This is a genomic window from Pseudarthrobacter sp. ATCC 49987, from assembly GCF_009928425.1.
Taxonomy (GTDB): domain Bacteria; phylum Actinomycetota; class Actinomycetes; order Actinomycetales; family Micrococcaceae; genus Arthrobacter.
Genome location: NZ_JAABNS010000001.1, coordinates 1,433,645 through 1,448,046 on the forward strand (window position 1 = coordinate 1,433,645; position 14,402 = coordinate 1,448,046).

A 14,402-nucleotide genomic window follows, 5' to 3' on the forward strand; every position below is an offset into this window, starting at 1 on the left:
CCGGCCCGGCACTCCGGTGTCAGTCGATGTCTTCGACGACGGTGCCGAAGGGAATGGACTCGTCCACGTGCGCCTGGTGGCCCGTGGGGCCGCGGTTGTAGGACACCTTGACACCGTGGGCCTTGTCCGCAGCGGACTGCATCAGGATGGGCCGGACCGTGTTGATGAAACTCTCGCTCTTGTCGGCGAGATACTCCTGGTAGCTGGCTGGAAGCTGGATCATGGCAAAAGGATAGTCCTGCGCGGGCACGATGGGGAGTGCCTCCGGCAGCCGTCCCGGACCGCTCACGCAGTGGCCATGATGAGCCACAGGGGCGAACAATGTTCTGTCCGGGACCGAAATATGCCGTAAAGCTGCGTCTTAATTCGGCGGCCGACTTGAAGGACTCCCGGGTGGTCCGTAGAGTTCTATCCAAGTTACCTCGGTAACGTGTCAGCGATCCTCCGCTGAAGGTCACCCCCAAGGCGGCCCAGGAGGGTGTGGGTGCCCCCATGTGGGCCTGACATTTGCTCACGGACAACTTCGTATCAGGCGTAACAGTCGCGGCTGCGTCCTGCTGGAGTTTCCTCCGTGTTCCCCAAACTCAATTCACCGACGGCCCCCGTTGTCCGGGCACAGCCGTCGGTGTTCACAGCCAAGGACGCAAATGTCTCCACCAAGCCTTATTGACACCCATCCAAATCTTGCCGGAACGGCCCCGGTCGCCCTGTCCTATGAACTGTTCCCGCCGCGGTCGCCCGCAGCCGCGGAATCGCTCTGGACCACCATCGGCGAACTGGAAAGCACGGATCCGGACTACGTTTCCGTGACCTACGGCGCCAGCGGCTCCAACCGGAACACCGCCGTCGAACTCATCAACCGCCTGGTCCAGGAAACGACTCTCCGGCCGCTGGCGCACCTGACCTGTGTGGGGAACTCCCCGCAGGAGCTCGCCGAGATCATCGGCGAACTCCTCGACGTCGGCGTCCGCGGCATCCTGGCCCTGCGCGGCGACCAGCCCAAGGACGGCGGTGTCCCTCCCGAGGGATCGCTGCGCTACGCCCAGGACCTGATCGAGCTCATCCGCCGCGTCGAACAGCGCCGCTCCGCGCTGCTCTGCGCCGGCAAGGTGGCCGTGGGCGTCGCCGCGTACCCGACGCGGCACCCGGAATCCCCGAGCGAGGCGCACGACGTCGAGGTGCTCCTGGCCAAGCAGCGCTCCGGCGCCGACTTCGCCATCACCCAGGTCTTCTTCCACACCGAGCAGTATGCTGACCTGCTGACCCGGGCACGCCGGGCCGGCGTCACCATCCCGATCATCCCCGGCGTTATGCCGCTCACCAGCATCCGCCGTCTCACCCGGCTCAGCGAGCTGACCGGCGTCGAACCGGCCGCCGAACTCATCGAACGGCTCGCCGCCGCCGACACCGACGCCGAACGCACCCGGATCGGGGTCAGCGCCACCGTGGACCTTGCCAACGCGGCCCTCGACGCCGGTGCCCCCGGACTGCACCTCTACACCTTCAACGAACACGCCGCAGCCCTCGACGTCCTGGACAAACTCGCCCTGCCCCGCCCGCGAAGCGGCAACCGGCACAGGGGCCGCCAGCGCTGGGCCGGCCGCCGCCAGCTCGCCAGCTGACCACAACCTTCCCTCCGCACCACACCACCAACTCTTAGGACTTTGCCATGACTGACAAGAACACGCTCAATGCCACTCCTTTCCCGTCCGCCTCGATCCTGGGCTACCCGCGCATCGGCCGCCGCCGCGAACTCAAGAAGGCCGTCGAGGCCTACTGGGCCGGCACCATCGACGCCGCCGCCCTGGACGCCGCCGCGAAGGAAATCCAGCTCGGCACGGCCAAGCGACTCCAGGGCCTCGGCCTCACCGAAGCCGCCGCCGTTCCCGGCACCTTCTCCTTCTACGACCAGGTGCTGGACGCCGCCGCCCACCTCGGCGCCGTGCCCGCCCGCTTCGGCAACCTCCTGAACGCCGACGGCCAGCTGGACATCGACGGCTACTTCACCCTCGCCCGCGGCAACGCCGACCAGCAGCCCCTGGAAATGACCAAGTGGTTCGACACCAACTACCACTACCTCGTCCCGGAAATCGGCCCGGAAACCACCTTCTCGCTGACCTCCAACCGGATCGTCGAGGAATTCGAGTACGCCCTCGCCAACGGGGTTCAGACCCGTCCCTACCTCGTCGGCCCGGTCACGTTCCTGCTGCTGAGCAAGGCCTCAGACAATGCCCCGGCCGGCTACAGCCCGCTGTCCCGGCTCGAGGACGTCCTGCCGGTGTACACCGCACTCCTGGAGAAGCTTGCCGCCGCCGGCGCCAGCTGGGTCCAGCTCGACGAGCCCGCCCTCGTGGTGGACCAGGACACTCCGGCCGAGGAAATCCAGGCCGCCGTCGCCCGCTCCTACGAGGTGCTCTCCGCCGCCGCGAACCGCCCGCAGCTGTTCGTCTCCACCCCGTACGGTGCACTCAACGGCCAGCTCGGCACCCTTGCCGCGACCGGCATCGACGCCCTGCACCTGGACGTCTTCAAGGGTGAGGTCCCGTCCGCCGCTGCCCTCGCCGCCCTGGGCACCAAGACCCTGGTCGCCGGCGTCGTGGACGGCCACAACATCTGGCTCAACGACCTTGCCGCCTCCGCGGAGAAGATCGCCGAGCTGAAGAAGTCCGTCGCCAGCCTGGCCATCAGCACCTCCACCTCCACGCAGCACGTCCCGCACGACGTCGACGAGGAAGTCCAGCTCTCCGCGCAGCTGCGCAGCTGGCTCGCCTTCGCCGACCAGAAGGTCACCGAGGTTGTCACCCTCGCCGGCCTGCTGGGTGACCCCGAGGCCGTCCGGCCGGCCATCGACGAGGCCACCCGCATTATCGCCGACCGCGGCGCGGCCGACGGCGTCCGCCGCGCCGAGGTCCGGAACCGCACCGCCGCCCTGACCGACGCCGACTTCAGCCGTTCCGCGTACGGCGTCCGCGAAGCCGCGCAGACCGAGGCCCTGCACCTGCCGCCGCTGCCCACCACCACCATCGGCTCCTTCCCGCAGACCGGCGAAATCCGCACCGCACGGGCCCGCGCCAATAAGGGCGAGCTCAGCACTGAGCAGTACAAGCAGCTGATGAAGGACGAGATCAAGCGCGTTGTTCAGCTGCAGGAAGAGCTCGGCTTCGACGTCCTGGTCCACGGCGAGCCCGAGCGCAACGACATGGTCCAGTACTTCGCCGAGAACCTCGAGGGCTTCGACGTCACCGTGCACGGCTGGGTCCAGTCCTACGGCTCCCGCTGTACCCGTCCCTCGATCCTGTGGGGCGACGTCACCCGCAGCGCCCCCATCACGGTGGAATGGGCCAAGTACGCGCAGTCCCTCACCAACAAGCCGATGAAGGGCATGCTCACCGGCCCGGTCACCATCCTCGCCTGGTCCTTCGTCCGCGACGACCAGCCGCTTGGCGAGACCGCCAACCAGGTGGCCCTCGCCCTCCGGGACGAGATCGCCGACCTCGAAGCCGCGGGCATCAAGATCATCCAGGTGGACGAGCCCGCCCTGCGCGAACTCCTGCCGCTGCGCAAGGCCGACCAGGCCGCCTACCTGGACTGGTCGGTGAAGTCCTTCCGCCTCGCCACCGCCGGCGCAGGGGACGCCACCCAGGTCCACACGCACCTGTGCTACTCGGAGTTTGGCGCCATCATCGACGCGATCGACGGCCTCGACGCCGACGTCACCTCGATCGAGGCCGCCCGCTCCCGCATGGAGGTTGTCCACGACCTCGAGTCCCACGGCTTCGGCCGCGGCGTGGGCCCGGGCGTCTACGACATCCACTCGCCGCGCGTCCCGGGCGAGCAGGAAGTCACCGAGCTCCTCAGCACCGCCGTCAAGCACGTCCCGTCCCGCCAGCTCTGGGTCAACCCGGACTGCGGCCTGAAGACCCGCGGCTACGCCGAGACCGAAGAGTCCCTGCGCAACCTGGTCACGGCCACCAAGACGGTCCGCGCCGGCCTGCTCGAAGCGGCCAAGTAGCACCAGGCTTAACCAGCGGCGGCCGGCCACCTTTCCCAGGTGACCGGCCGCCGTCGTACGTTTTCACTCATCGACTGCTGAGCAGTGGCCCTTTAGAACCCCCAAAAGGGCCGTTACGGAGCAATCGATTGTGGCGATTCAGGATTCCCAGAGGATCTCGTCGTCCACGACGCCGTCCTCGTCCGCGGAGGCCACCAGGACCTCGTCGGTGAAGTGCGTGCCGAGCGTGAAGTCCAGAACGAAGTAGCGTTCCGGCTGGCCGGGGAAGATGCCCACATGGCCCAGCTTGAGCGCCTTGAGGAAGACCGCATCGGTGAGCTGGTTCTTGTCCTCGACGCCGAAGACCTTCTTCAGGTGCTCGTCCTTGATCGCGGTGCAGTGGAAGTGGCGGTACTCCTGCGGGCTGGTGCCGTCCTGTCCCAGTTCGTCGGCGATCATTTCGCGGACCTGGTCCACCAGCTCCGGCAGGAAACGCAACCGGTAGTCAACTTTGTGCATCGCCGCTTCGTCGAAGTGGTCATGCGCGTTGACATTCAGGTCAAGCTCCACGGTCTCGCCCGCCAGTTCATGCTTGGCGGTGAAATTGTGGTCCCTTCCGTGGTTGAGCTCGACCTCTCCGAAGTGCTTGCTCGCTACCTTGTTCATACCTTCAACATAGTCCTCATAACCGGCCCATTCCAGCATTCCCAAGGTTTTATCCGGTACCGGACCCGCCTTGGCGGCCGGTGCCGGTACATTTAGCGGATGCAAACTGCTGCCCCCGCCGTCGCCCGCGCCCGTCAACTATTCGACAGCGGAGCCACCCGTCCGCTGGGCTGGCGGCTCGAGCAACTGCGCAGCCTGCGCCGGATGCTGGCGGAGCGCCGCACGGAATTCGCGGAAGCGCTGGGCAGCGATCTGGGCAAACACGCCACCGAATCGCTGCTGACGGAAATCGGTTTTGTCACAGCCGAAGCCGCGCACCTGGAAAGGCACCTCGAGGCGTGGCTGCGGCCCCGTCCCGTCGCCGTCCCGCTCGCCGTCCAGCCCGCCAAGGCCTGGACCGAGCTGACCCCGCTGGGGGTGGTGCTGGTGATCGGGCCCTGGAACTACCCGCTGCAGCTGCTGCTCGCCCCGCTGGCCGGCGCCCTCGCCGCCGGCAACACCGTCGTCCTCAAACCGAGCGAACAGGCCCCCGCCACCTCCGCGGCCCTGGTGCGCTGGATTCCGGAATACCTGGCCGGCGCGGCGGAAGTGGTCGAGGGCGGCATCCCGGAAACCACCGCGCTGTTGGCGATGCGCTTCGACCACATCTTCTTCACCGGCGGGGAGGCAGCCGCCAAGGTGGTGCTGCGCGCGGCGGCGGAGAACCTGACGCCGGTGACCCTCGAGCTGGGCGGCAAATCCCCGGCCTACGTGGACTCCTCCACTGATCTGGCCAGGGCCGCCAAACGGATCGCGTGGGGCCGGTTCATGAACGCCGGGCAGACCTGCGTGGCGCCCGACTACATCCTGGCCACCGAGGACGTACTGGTTCCGCTGGAGCGCGAGCTGGTCAAGGCGATCGGCGCGCTCTTCGGCACGGATTCCTCCCTCAGCGACTCCTACGGCAGGATCGTCAACGACCGGCACTTCGCGCGGATCGCGGGCCTCGCCGATGGCAGCACCGTGGTCCACGGCGGCGAGCGGGACGCCGCCAGCCGCCACTTCGCCCCGACCCTGCTGCGGCCAGCACCCGGGGACACCGTCATGGGGGAGGAGATCTTCGGCCCGCTGCTCCCGCTGGTCCCCGTCGCCGGGCAGGACGAGGCCATCCGGATGATCAACGACGGCGCCAAGCCGCTGGCGCTCTACGTGTTCAGCAACGACGCCGGCACGCGCCGGGCCTTCGCGGAACGCACGTCCTCGGGGGCGCTGTGCTTCGACGTCCCCGCGGCGCACCTGATGGTTCCGGGTCTGCCCTTCGGCGGGGTCGGCGGCAGCGGCATGGGCGCCTACCACGGGGAGCACTCACTGCGGACGTTCTCGCACGAACGGTCCACCCTGGCCAAGACCTTCCGGCCCGACACCCTGGAACTGATCTACCCGCCCTACACCAAGACCAAACACCGGCTCATCAGCGCCCTCGCCGGGATGGGGACCGGGCTCCGCAAACGGCTCCGGGCACGCTGACCCGGCCTTGCGCTGACCAGGCCCCTGCGCTGACTCAGCCCTTGCGCGGGACGGACTGCTTCAGGGCCGGGGAATTGAACGTGTCGGCGAGCAGTTCGACGAAGAGCTGGACCTGCGCGGTCTGCTTCTCATTGATCAGCAGGGCAAAGACGTTGCGGGCCAGCCGGATCTCGGGAACGTCCAGCACCACCACCCCGGCCGGGCGGTGCAGCAGGGCGAGCTCGGGAACCAGCGCCGCGCCCAGTCCGGCCGCGGCCATCTCGAGGCTCGCGTGGAAGTCATCGCTGTACGCCACCACCCGCGGGTGCAGGTTGCAGCTGGCAAAGAGCCGCTCGATCACGGTGGCGTCGGACGTGCCGGGGTGGTGCACAATCCACGGCATGTCGGAGAGGTGGTCCGCCGCGACCTTCGAATCCGTGCCGATGCCCCAGGCCGCCGGCAGCACCACCCGGAAGTCGTCGTCGCCGATCCACTGCCGGTTCACGGTGTGCGGCCACGCCAGGCCGGACTGACCCACCTGGTAGACGAGGGCGACGTCGAGTTCGCCGCCGGTGCGCAGGCCCTGGATGGTCTGGGCCGGCTCCGCGACCGAGACCCGCAGGTCGATGCCGAGTTTCTTCCAGGCCGGATTCGCCAGGATCCGCGGCAGCACATACGTGGCCAGGCTGGGGAAGATGCCCAGCCGGAGTTCCTGCCGGGTGGTGTCCGCGGTGCGGGACGCCGCCGCCATCAGCGCCTCGATATCCGTGAGGACCTTGGCCGCGTGCCGGGTCATGACCAGGGCGGCTTCGGTGGGCTGGATGCTGCGGGCCGAGCGCTGGAACAGCTCAACGCCGGTGTCGCGTTCCAGGGCCGACATCTGCTGGGAAACGGCCGACGCCGTGTACCCCAGCCGGGCAGCGGCTGCCGCGAACGACCCCAGCCGGGTCACTTCGACAAGGGTCCGCAGATGGACGGGATTAATCAAGGGCTGCCCTTCTGGCGTTCCGGTGAGGCGGGACCGCAATCCTGCTTCATTCTGGCACATTGGACTCAAGGAAAAAGCTGGAAAGTCGCACACATCCACCGGCCCCACGGCGACGAATTGCCCATAAGACGATTCGCCCGGACGATCCAGGCAATCGATGTACCAGCCAACAGGAGCAGATCAGTGTCAGATGCAGCAGGGATTCCCCAGGGCCGCCGAGTAGCCGTGATTGGCAGCGGGGTGGCGGGACTGACCGCCGCGTACGTCCTGAACCGGCAGGACACCGTCACCCTCTTCGAAGCCGATTCCCGGCTCGGCGGCCACGCCCACACCCACGACGTGCCGCAGGCCGGCGGGCCCGTGCTCGGGATCGATACCGGCTTTATCGTCCACAACGAACGGACCTACCCCACACTGCTGCGGCTCTTCGCTGAGCTGGGTATTGAAACGCAGGACTCGGAAATGAGCATGTCCGTCCGCTGCGACGGCTGCGGCCTGGAATATGCCGGCGCCCGGGCCAAGGGCCGCGGCATCCTGCCCGGCCCCGCCACCCTGCTGCGCGGTCGCTACCTGCTGATGCTGCTCGAGGTGATGCGCTTCTACCGCAAGGCCCGCGCCCTGCTCGCCGAGGGCGCCCCCGCAGGGGAGAACACAGCTGCCCCGGAGCTGACCCTCGGCGACTTCCTGGCCCGGGAGAAGTTCAGCAGCTACTTCATCTCGCACTTCATGACCCCGATCGTGAGCGCGGTCTGGTCCTGCGACCCGACGACGGCGCTCGCCTACCCGGCACGCTACCTCTTCACCTTCCTGGGCCACCACGGACTGCTCGGAGTCTCGGGCTCGCCGCAGTGGCGCACGGTCACCGGCGGCTCGCGCACCTACGTGGATAAACTCGCGGCCACGCTGCCGGACATCCGCCTGGCCAGCCCGGTCATCGGCGTGCGGCGCCACGCGGACGGCGTGGAACTGACCACCGGGACCACCGGCGCCGGCACCGTGACCACCGAGACCTTCGACGCCGTCGTGATTGCCACCCACCCGGCCCAGGCGCTGGGCATGCTCACCGACGCCTCGCCCGCCGAGCGGGCCGCGCTCGGCGGGATGCCGTACTCGGTCAACCACACCGTCTTCCACCGCGACGCCGCCGTGCTGCCGTCCAGTGACAACGCCAAGGCATCCTGGAACTACCGGCTGCCCTCCTGCGACGCCCGCCCGGACAAGGTCCTCGTCAGCTACGACATGACCCGGCTGCAACGGCTCGACCCCGCAGACGGCGGACGCTACATCGTCAGCCTGGGCGAGTCCGAGCTGATCGCGGACCATTCCGTGCTGGAGCGCATGGTCTACGAACACCCGCAGTACACCCCGGAGTCGCTCCGGGCGCAGGAGCAGATCCTGGCCCTCGGCGACGCCCGGCTGGCCTTCGCCGGCGCCTACCACGGCTGGGGATTCCACGAGGACGGCGCCCTCTCCGGCGTCCGGGCCGCGGAACGGCTGGGACGCACCTGGGACGACCCCGCCGTCGCCCTCAACGAGGAGTACCGTGCCGTGGCCATCGACCCGGACCTGCAGAGCGTCTCCGCGGAGGGCTCATGAGCGCCACTGCCGCCATCTACCGCACCTCCATCGCGCACGTGCGGCGCACCCCGCTGAAGAATGCGTTCACCTACCGCAGCTACAGCTGGTACGTCGACATCGACCGGCTCCCCGTGATGCCCCGCCTCCTCCGGCCGCTCGCCGGCTTCAGCGTCGCGGACCACCTGGGCGACCCGGACGGTACCCTCCGCGGCAACGTTGAGGCATTCCTCGCCACCCGGGGGATCGACCTCGACGGCGGCCGGATCACGATGCTGGCCAGCGCCAGGGTGTTCGGCCACGTCTTCAACCCGCTGAGCCTGTTCTGGTGCCACGACGCCGCCGGGGAGCTGCGCTGCGTCCTCGCCGAGGTGCATAACACCTATGGCGAACGGCACTGCTACCTCCTCGAGACGGACGACGCCGGCCGGGCCAGCGTCCCGAAAGCCTTCTACGTCTCACCCTTCAACGACGTCGAAGGCCAATACCGGATGAAACTCCCGGAACCCGGCGAACGGCTCGCCGTCTCGATCGTCCTCGAACGCGAGGGGCAGCAGCCCTTCATCGCCAGCGTGGACGGCGAACGCCACGACGCCACCGTGCGGAACATCCTCGCCACCGCGCTCGCGGTCCCGCTGGCACCCCTGCGCGTCTCGGCGCAGATCCGCTGGCAGGGCATCAAACTCTGGGCACGTCGGCTGCCCATCATCAAACGACCACACCACCCTTCACAGGAGGCAGTTCAGTGACAATGACCGAAGCGACCGGATCCGGCGCCGCGCGCCGGACGCATGAGTTCGCAGCCCCCTACACCGTCCCGCAGCCGCCCGCCGCGGTCGACGCCGCCATCTGGCCAAGCATCGCCACCGTCCCCTCAAGCCTTAAAGCCCGGGTGGCCGGCCGGGCCGCCGACGCCATCTTCAAAGCCGCGGTCCGCCGGCTTCCGCTGGAGGTCCGCTACCCGGACGGCACCGTCCTGGGCAAGCCGGCCACGCCCGGCCACACCTACCCCGTCATGACCATGAACCGTCCCGAGGCGTTCGCGGCCCGGCTCGGCGACGGCGGCCTGATCGGCCTGGGCGAGTCCTTTATGGCCGGCGACTGGGACGCTGACAACCTCACCGCCGTGATGGAGGTCTTCGCCGCCCGCGTCGGGACCCTCGTGCCGGAACCGCTGCAGAAACTGCGCGCCTTCTACCTGCCGCGGCAGCCGCGGAAGGAACGCAACACCGAGCAGAACACCCGCTCCAACATTTCCCGGCACTACGACCTCTCCAACGAGCTCTTCGGCACGTTCCTGGACGAAACCATGACCTACTCCAGCGCACTCTTCCCGGAATCAGGCGAAGCGCTGAAGAGCGTCGCCTGGGACGGCTTCGCCGCCGCGCAGCAGGCCAAGATCGACCGGCTGCTGGACAAGGCCGCCGTCGGGCAGGGCACCCGGGTGCTGGAAATCGGCACCGGCTGGGGCGAGCTCGCCCTCCGGGCCGCGCAGCGCGGCGCCACCGTCTACTCCGTCACCCTCTCCAGCGAGCAGCAGGAACTGGCCCGCAAACGCATCGCCGACGCCGGCTACACCGACGCCGTCACGATCGAGCTCAAGGACTACCGCGCGGTCGAAGGCGAGTACGACGCCGTCGTCTCCGTCGAGATGATCGAGGCCGTCGGATTCGAATACTGGGCCACGTACTTCCAAACCATCGAGCGCGTCCTCGCCCCCGGCGGGAAGGTCGCCATCCAGGCCATCACGATCGCCCATGACCGGCTGATGGCCACCCGCACCAGCTACACCTGGGTGCACAAGTACATCTTCCCCGGCGGCGTCATCCCCTCCGTCCGGGCCATCGAGGACATCACGGAGAAGCAGACCGGACTCCGCGTCCGCGAACGCCTGGCCACGGGGGAGCACTACGCCCAGACGCTGCGGCTCTGGGAAGAACGCTTCATGGCCCGCTCCGCCGACGTCCGGGCCCTGGGCTTCGACGAGATCTTCCAGCGCATGTGGCTGTTCTACCTCTGCTACTCCCGGGCGGGCTTCGAAACCGGCTACCTCGACGTGCAGCAGATCGTCCTGGACCGCCGGACTGCGGGCGAGGCAAGCAATTAGCGGCTGCTGTTAGCCGCCTCACGCTGTGGCAGGCGGGCACCCGACGGGTGCCCGCCTTCTTCGTGTTTCCGGACACCACATCCAGTGCTTAACAGCACTCCGGACCGCCGCGCCGCACACCGCCGACACGCCGTCCACCACGCGACACGCAGGGGAGTTAATTGTGCAAAGGTACTCCACAGCCTGTGGATTTCGTCCGGCAAAATGGCGGAAATACGGACATTTTGAGGCACCCCGCCTGTGGACTGGCGGTGCATTAAATGACATACTTGTAATACATCATCTTGGGGTCCACATCGGGCTCTTGCACTACATGTAGTATCGAAATACAGTTCCAGCGGAGCAGCAATGCTCGCCAGGCAAGGCCAGCAACGGATAAGGATTCCTGTCCCGGATCGGCCCGCCCGGACTACTGGCACCGGAGACGCACTAGAGACTCAGCTCGAACGCAGTGGACAGTTCGCAGTAAAAATTACGCAGTACCAAAGACTTCAACAAAGGGGACAGGGACCATGACCGTTACGGTTTACACGAAGCCGGCCTGTGTTCAGTGCAACGCGACATACCGCGCGCTGGATAAGAAGGGCATCACCTACCAGAGCGTCGACATCTCGCAGGATGCGGATGCCCTCGAGCGCCTGAAGGCCCTCGGCTACATGCAGGCTCCGGTTGTCGTCACGGACCAGGACCACTGGTCCGGTTTCCGCCCCGACAAGATCGAGGAACTGGCGCAGGCGTACGCCGTCGCCGTCGCCTGAACCGCTTCGCAGGAAAACACGTCAGATGAGGTGACTCCCATGGCACTGGCAACAGCAGCTGCCCGCACGCCGCTGGAAGCAGACCTGACAGCTGACACCGTCCGGACCACCGCCAGCCACCTCATCTATTTCTCCTCCACCTCGGAGAACACCGCACGCTTCGTCAGGAAGCTGGGCATCGACGCGGCGCGGATTCCCCTCCATGCGAGGGAACCCGCGCTCGTGGCCACCGAGCCCTATGTGCTGGTGCTTCCCACCTACGGCGGCACCGGGGGAGAGGGATCCGTTCCGAAGCAGGTCATCCGCTTCCTGAACGATCCGAGGAACCGGCAACAGCTCCGTGGAGTGATCGGGGCGGGCAACACGAACTTTGGGGACAATTACTGCATGGCCGGCGACATCATCGCCGCGAAATGCCAGGTCCCGCACCTATATCGATTCGAACTCATGGGGACGCCGGAAGACGTCAGCCGAGTACAACAAGGATTGGAACAATTTTGGACACGACTGTCGCAGACACAGAAGTAACCGGGTCCGGCTCCGCCGCAGCGAAGCCCGCCGCCGCCGTCGAAAAGCACGTCGAGAAGCACACCGTCCCGGGTGAGAAGCCGGTCATGCCGGCTGCCTTCCAGGGCCTGGGCTACCACGAGCTCAACGCCATGCTGAACCTCTACGGCCCGAACGGGGAGATCCAGTTCGAGGCTGACCGCGAGGCCGCGCACCAGTACTTCCTGCAGCACGTGAACAACAACACCGTGTTCTTCCACGACCTTGAGGAAAAGCTCGACTACCTCGTCAAGAACGAGTACTACGAGCGCGAAACCCTCGACCAGTACACGATGAACTTCATCCGCGAGCTCTACAACCGCGCGTACAAGAAGAAGTTCCGTTTCGAGACGTTCCTCGGCGCGTTCAAGTTCTACACCTCCTACACGCTGAAGACGTTCGACGGGAAGCGTTTCCTGGAGCGCTACGAGGACCGCGTCTGCATGGTGGCCCTGCACCTGGCCCGCGGCGACGAGCAGCTCGCCACCCAGATGGTCGATGAGATCATCGAGGGCCGCTTCCAGCCGGCCACCCCGACGTTCCTCAACGCCGGCAAGCGCCAGCGCGGCGAGCTCGTCTCCTGCTTCCTGCTCCGCATCGAAGACAACATGGAGTCGATCGGCCGGTCCATCAACTCCGCCCTGCAGCTGTCCAAGCGCGGCGGCGGCGTGGCGTTCGCGCTGACCAACATCCGCGAGGTCGGCGCGCCGATCAAGCAGATCGAGAACCAGTCCTCCGGCGTCATCCCCGTGATGAAGCTCCTCGAGGACAGCTTCTCCTACGCCAACCAGCTCGGCGCCCGTCAGGGTGCCGGCGCGGTGTACCTGCACGCCCACCACCCGGACATTTACCGCTTCCTGGACACCAAGCGCGAGAACGCGGACGAGAAGATCCGCATCAAGACCCTCTCGCTCGGCGTCGTGATCCCGGACATCACCTTCGAGCTGGCCAAGAAGGACGAGGACATGTACCTGTTCTCGCCGTACGACGTCGAAAAGGTTTACGGCATGCCGTTCTCCGACGTCTCGGTCACCGAGAAGTACTACGAGATGGTGGACGATTCCCGGATCAAGAAGACCAAGATCAAGGCACGTGAGTTCTTCCAGACCCTCGCCGAGATCCAGTTCGAATCCGGCTACCCGTACATCATGTTCGAGGACACCGTGAACCGGGAAAACCCGATCGACGGCAAGATCATCATGTCCAACCTGTGCTCCGAGATCCTCCAGGTCTCCCAGCCCACGACGTACCACGATGACCTGTCCTACGACCAGACCGGCAAGGACATCTCCTGCAACCTGGGTTCGCTGAACATTGCCAAGGCCATGGACTCGCCGGACTTCGGCCTGACCATTGAGACCGCCATCCGCGCGCTCTCGGCCGTCTCGGACATGTCCAACATCACCTCGGTGCCCTCGATCGCCCGCGGCAACGACCAGAGCCACGCCATCGGCCTGGGCCAGATGAACCTGCACGGCTACCTGGCCCGCGAGCGGGTGCACTACGGCTCCGAAGAAGGCATCGACTTCACCAACATCTACTTCTACTCGGTGGTGTTCCATGCGATCCGCGCCTCCAACCGCCTGTCCATCCAGACCGGCCAGACCTTCGGCGGCTTCGAGAAGTCCAAGTACGCCTCCGGTGAGTTCTTCGACAAGTACACCAACCAGGAATGGGTCCCGCAGACCGCCAAGGTTGCCGAGCTGTTCCAGAACATCCACATCCCCACCCAGGATGACTGGCGCGAGCTGAAGGCTTCCGTCATGGAGCACGGCATCTACAACCAGAACCTGCAGGCCGTTCCGCCGACGGGCTCGATCTCCTACATCAACAACTCCACCTCCTCGATCCACCCGGTGGCGTCCAAGATCGAGATCCGCAAGGAAGGCAAGCTGGGCCGCGTGTACTACCCGGCGCCGTACCTGACGAACGACAACCTGGAGTACTACCAGGACGCGTACGAGATTGGCTACGAGAAGGTCATCGACACCTACGCCGCAGCCACGCAGCACGTGGACCAGGGCCTGTCCCTGACGCTGTTCTTCAAGGACACCGCCACCACGCGCGACATCAACAAGGCCCAGATCTACGCCTGGAAGAAGGGCATCAAGACCATCTACTACATCCGTCTCCGCCAGCTCGCGCTGGAAGGGACCGAGGTGGAAAATTGTGTCTCGTGTATGTTGTAACCGATATCGGTTGATTTTGCTTGAGTACGACGGCGGGCGTCCGCCGGCCGTCGGACACAAGAATTAAAAGCTTGAGGGGCCGTGCGCTAACACAGCC

Annotated in this window: 12 protein-coding genes; 9 read left to right on the plus strand and 3 right to left on the minus strand. The window is 66.5% G+C overall.

Going from position 1 to position 14,402, the window contains the following annotated elements; all coding sequences use genetic code 11:
• Positions 1-19: 19 nt before the first annotated feature.
• Positions 20-223 carry a hypothetical protein gene (locus tag GXK59_RS06895; RefSeq protein ID WP_160665448.1) on the minus strand — a complete coding sequence of 68 codons (204 nt, stop codon included), beginning with the start codon at positions 221-223 and terminating at the stop codon, positions 20-22.
• 424 nt (positions 224-647) lie between these two features.
• Here GXK59_RS06895 and GXK59_RS06900 point away from each other — a divergent pair, with 424 nt between their 5' ends.
• A complete protein-coding gene (locus GXK59_RS06900) occupies positions 648-1,622 on the plus strand; it encodes a methylenetetrahydrofolate reductase (protein ID WP_160665450.1) in 975 nt (324 codons plus the stop codon).
• A gap of 47 nt (positions 1,623-1,669) precedes the next feature.
• Positions 1,670-4,012 carry a 5-methyltetrahydropteroyltriglutamate--homocysteine S-methyltransferase gene (metE, locus tag GXK59_RS06905; protein WP_160665452.1) on the plus strand — a complete coding sequence of 781 codons (2,343 nt, stop codon included), beginning with the start codon at positions 1,670-1,672 and terminating at the stop codon, positions 4,010-4,012.
• A gap of 138 nt (positions 4,013-4,150) precedes the next feature.
• On the opposite strand, the gene GXK59_RS06910 is transcribed toward metE, so the two are convergent.
• Positions 4,151-4,657, minus strand: a complete 507-nt coding sequence (locus GXK59_RS06910; RefSeq protein WP_160665454.1) for a DUF2004 domain-containing protein — start codon at positions 4,655-4,657, stop codon at positions 4,151-4,153.
• A 99-nt stretch (positions 4,658-4,756) separates the two neighbouring features.
• On the opposite strand from GXK59_RS06910, the gene GXK59_RS06915 reads away from it, so the two are divergent.
• A complete protein-coding gene (locus GXK59_RS06915) occupies positions 4,757-6,163 on the plus strand; it encodes an aldehyde dehydrogenase family protein (protein ID WP_160665456.1) in 1,407 nt (468 codons plus the stop codon).
• Positions 6,164-6,197: 34 nt separating this feature from the next.
• Here the strand turns inward: GXK59_RS06915 and GXK59_RS06920 are convergent, their stop codons facing one another.
• On the minus strand, positions 6,198-7,130 hold the full coding sequence (locus tag GXK59_RS06920) for a LysR family transcriptional regulator (protein ID WP_160665458.1): 933 nt from the start codon (positions 7,128-7,130) through the stop codon (positions 6,198-6,200).
• A 183-nt stretch (positions 7,131-7,313) separates the two neighbouring features.
• Between GXK59_RS06920 and GXK59_RS06925 the strand changes: the two genes are divergently transcribed.
• The 6 genes from GXK59_RS06925 (at position 7,314) to nrdE (ending at position 14,305) form a co-directional block, all read left to right on the plus strand.
• Complete coding sequence (locus GXK59_RS06925) at positions 7,314-8,726, plus strand: NAD(P)/FAD-dependent oxidoreductase (protein ID WP_160665460.1); 1,413 nt, start codon at positions 7,314-7,316, stop codon at positions 8,724-8,726.
• Positions 8,723-9,454: a DUF1365 domain-containing protein gene (locus tag GXK59_RS06930; RefSeq protein WP_160665462.1), complete on the plus strand. Its 732-nt coding sequence runs from the start codon at positions 8,723-8,725 to the stop codon at positions 9,452-9,454. The genes GXK59_RS06925 and GXK59_RS06930 overlap by 4 nt, the downstream gene beginning before the upstream one ends.
• Positions 9,455-9,456: 2 nt before the next feature.
• Positions 9,457-10,812 (plus strand): class I SAM-dependent methyltransferase, encoded by a 1,356-nt coding sequence (locus GXK59_RS06935; RefSeq protein WP_443094267.1) that lies wholly within the window; start codon positions 9,457-9,459, stop codon positions 10,810-10,812.
• Between the two features lie 512 nt (positions 10,813-11,324).
• Positions 11,325-11,570, plus strand: a complete 246-nt coding sequence (gene nrdH / locus GXK59_RS06940; protein ID WP_024368364.1) for a glutaredoxin-like protein NrdH — start codon at positions 11,325-11,327, stop codon at positions 11,568-11,570.
• A 39-nt stretch (positions 11,571-11,609) separates the two neighbouring features.
• Complete coding sequence (gene nrdI / locus GXK59_RS06945; protein ID WP_160665463.1) at positions 11,610-12,098, plus strand: class Ib ribonucleoside-diphosphate reductase assembly flavoprotein NrdI; 489 nt, start codon at positions 11,610-11,612, stop codon at positions 12,096-12,098.
• Between the two features lie 86 nt (positions 12,099-12,184).
• Entirely contained in the window at positions 12,185-14,305 is a 2,121-nt protein-coding gene (nrdE, locus tag GXK59_RS06950; protein WP_160669039.1) for a class 1b ribonucleoside-diphosphate reductase subunit alpha, read from the plus strand.
• Positions 14,306-14,402 lie beyond the last annotated feature (97 nt).

Bases quoted from the DNA above. Each gene is read 5' to 3' on its own strand.
- GXK59_RS06915 (WP_160665456.1), top strand. From the start codon at position 4,757: ATGCAAACTGCTGCCCCCGCCGTCGCCCGCGCCCGTCAACTATTCGAC.
- GXK59_RS06895 (WP_160665448.1), bottom strand. From the start codon at position 223: ATGATCCAGCTTCCAGCCAGCTACCAGGAGTATCTCGCCGACAAGAGC.
- metE (WP_160665452.1), top strand. From the start codon at position 1,670: ATGACTGACAAGAACACGCTCAATGCCACTCCTTTCCCGTCCGCCTCG.
- GXK59_RS06910 (WP_160665454.1), bottom strand. From the start codon at position 4,657: ATGAACAAGGTAGCGAGCAAGCACTTCGGAGAGGTCGAGCTCAACCAC.
- GXK59_RS06900 (WP_160665450.1), top strand. From the start codon at position 648: ATGTCTCCACCAAGCCTTATTGACACCCATCCAAATCTTGCCGGAACG.
- GXK59_RS06930 (WP_160665462.1), top strand. From the start codon at position 8,723: ATGAGCGCCACTGCCGCCATCTACCGCACCTCCATCGCGCACGTGCGG.
- GXK59_RS06935 (WP_443094267.1), top strand. From the start codon at position 9,457: ATGACCGAAGCGACCGGATCCGGCGCCGCGCGCCGGACGCATGAGTTC.
- nrdE (WP_160669039.1), top strand. From the start codon at position 12,185: ATGCCGGCTGCCTTCCAGGGCCTGGGCTACCACGAGCTCAACGCCATG.
- nrdI (WP_160665463.1), top strand. From the start codon at position 11,610: ATGGCACTGGCAACAGCAGCTGCCCGCACGCCGCTGGAAGCAGACCTG.
- nrdH (WP_024368364.1), top strand. From the start codon at position 11,325: ATGACCGTTACGGTTTACACGAAGCCGGCCTGTGTTCAGTGCAACGCG.